This is a genomic window from Kitasatospora sp. NPDC057518 (assembly GCF_042802075.1).
Classification (GTDB): domain Bacteria; phylum Actinomycetota; class Actinomycetes; order Streptomycetales; family Streptomycetaceae; genus Kitasatospora.
Window position 1 is genome coordinate 1 of sequence record NZ_JBHVEU010000721.1, and the last position, 2,352, is coordinate 2,352.

3 protein-coding genes and 1 pseudogene are annotated in these 2,352 nt (G+C 74.2%); all 4 read right to left on the reverse strand.

All coding sequences use genetic code 11. From position 1 onward, the window contains the following. Positions 1-363, reverse strand: a 363-nt coding sequence (locus ACFU7Z_RS38760) for a hypothetical protein (protein ID WP_380782850.1), incomplete at its 3' end; no start/stop codon positions are given. Positions 364-657: 294 nt separating this feature from the next. Next, on the reverse strand, positions 658-1,173 hold the full coding sequence (locus ACFU7Z_RS38765; protein ID WP_380782852.1) for a DUF1772 domain-containing protein: 516 nt from the start codon (positions 1,171-1,173) through the stop codon (positions 658-660). Positions 1,174-1,462: 289 nt separating this feature from the next. After that, a complete protein-coding gene (locus ACFU7Z_RS38770) occupies positions 1,463-2,110 on the reverse strand; it encodes a hemerythrin domain-containing protein (protein WP_049653942.1) in 648 nt (215 codons plus the stop codon). An 83-nt stretch (positions 2,111-2,193) separates the two neighbouring features. Beyond that, a pseudogene (locus ACFU7Z_RS38775) lies at positions 2,194-2,352 on the reverse strand (NmrA family transcriptional regulator); the annotation flags it as partial.

The following is a 2,352-nucleotide window of genomic DNA, read 5'->3' on the forward strand; positions in this document are numbered from 1 at the left end:
GTGCTGCGCCGCCCCCGGCACCGGCCGGGGCGGACGCCGGCGCAAGGGCGCCAGTTCGCGTTCCAGGGCCCGCACGTCCAGCGCTATCCGGGACGCGGTCTCGCGCGGGCCGGTGCCGGCGGGCAGCCGTCGCGACCACGAGCGGGGCTTGGCCGGGCCGTCCTGGACCATGTGGAAGTTGAGTCGCAGCACGTCGGCGACGTCGACCAGGCTCACCAGGATCCTGGTGTCGGCGAGGTCGATGCAGACTTCGTTCCCGATGCACGAGCAGGCCACCAGGCCCTCGATGGCCTCCTCCGCCAGATATCTGGCCAGGGGTACCGCCTTCCCCCGCACCAGAAACGGACGTTCCACCGGAGTCACCGGAACCGCCTCCTCCCCAGCAGCTGTACGGTGCTCGGCCGCGGCGCAAGCGCACCGCAACGGACCGGGCCCGGCCTATGCTCCACCACATCGGACTGGTTCGCCAACTCGGTGTCTCACCAAGTGAATTGGGAGAACGCACCGGACCGGCGCACCGGCGCACGCCCCAGCGCACCGGGCCGGCCCCGGCAGCCCGGCCACGACGGCGGGCGCACGGCCCCGGAACGCGCGTGTGCCCGCCCGCACGAGGCGGACGGGCACAGCGGCGATGCGCGGAACCGGGCGGGCCGGGGCTCAGCGGCCGCCGCGGCCGTGCAGCACCAGGGAGCGGGTCAGCGCGAGCAGACCGCCGGTGCAGAGCGCGGTGCGGAGCATGTTGACCGGCACCCAGCTGTCCGCGAACTTGGCCCGCACGGCGGCGAAGTCGTGGATCTGCGACGGGTCGCCGGCCGCCGCCAGCTCGTTGTTCAGCGGGATGTTGACACCCATGGTGACGATCAGCGCCACCACGTACAGCGCCGTCGCCAGGCCCGCCCAGAGCGCCGCCTGGCGCCGGCCGGCCTTGTGCAGCAGCCAGGCCGCCAGGCCGGTCGCCGCGAAGGCGCCGACGAAGACCAGGCCGAACAGCCCGTTCTCGATCGACTTGTTGATGTGCTGCATCGCCGTGACGTAGGTCCGGTCGTCCCCGGCCGCCAGGCCCGGCATCACCGACACGTCGAAGGCGAAGAACAGCCCCGCCATCAGGCCCATCGCCACGGTGGAACCCACCAGCAGCGGCCCCGCGGCCTTGCTCTGTCCGACAGCCCGCACCGAACTCCCCACCCCCGCACTCCCGATGGCCGACGGCGCCGTGTACGACAGCGGAACCGCGGTCTGATCCGAACGCATCCCAGGACCCTCTCAATCTTCCGGCCCCGCGGACTGCGGCGCCGACGAACGTGGAACTCTCGACACCGCCCACCGTGCGGCGCGCCGCGCAACGGAACCGCGACAACCGGAACCCCGGCCCCCGGCAGGGCACTTGCGGCACCCGGCGGTGCCGCGCCCGGCCGGGGCCGGCGCACCTCACCGCCCCGGCGAACACGGCGAAGAGGCCGGCTCAGAGCACCGCGCCCAGCCCGCGCCGGTACCGCCGGTCCAGGACCGTCCGCCCGAGCAGCCGCACCGGGGCCGGGATGGTCGCCGAGACCGCCCGGACCGAGGCCGCGTCCGCGCCGTCGAACATCCAGGGCTGGAGGTAGGTCATCACCTGGGTCGGCGCGCTCCCGATGATCCGGCGCTCGACCCGCAGGTACTCGTCCACCGACAGGCCGGCCAGCGCCGGGAAGACCACCGGCTCCTCGTGCCGCAGGTGCTCGCGCACCAGGCTCTCGAACGCCTGGGCTGCCTCCGGGAGTTCGGCGCGCAGTCCGGAGCCGAGCACCCCGGCGACCCGGCGCATCGAGGCGTCCAGCGCCTCGTGGTCCTCCTCCAGGACCCCGCTGCCGTCGAAGCCCGCCACCCGGCCACGCAGGTACGGCCAGAGGATCTCGTCCTCGCTGTGGTGGTGCCAGTCGATCACCGAGCGCAGCCGCCCGAACCACTCCGCGAGCGCCGCGGCGGAGCCCGCCGAGCCGCGCTGCGCGGCGGCGGTCAGCCGTGCCGCGTCCCGGCGCATCGCGACGTGCATCAGGCCGAAGCCCTTGAGCTGCTCGGGCAGGGCGCGCAGCCCCTGCTCCGTCGACCAGACCGTTGTGCCGTCCGTCATGACCAGACCTCCAGTGTCCGTTCGGATTCCCTACCAGCGCCCGCCCGGAGACGGGCGGTCGGAGCCGCCCCGGACGGGTCGGCTCACGCGTTCCACACGCCCGAGGCGGCGGCCTCGCGGGCGTAGTCGGCGAAGTCCCGCGGCTCACGGCCCAACGCCCGCCGCACCCCGTCGCCCAGCGACGCGTTGCGGCCGTCCAGGATCACCGAGAACAGCTCCGCGAAGTCCGCCGGCAGCCCCGC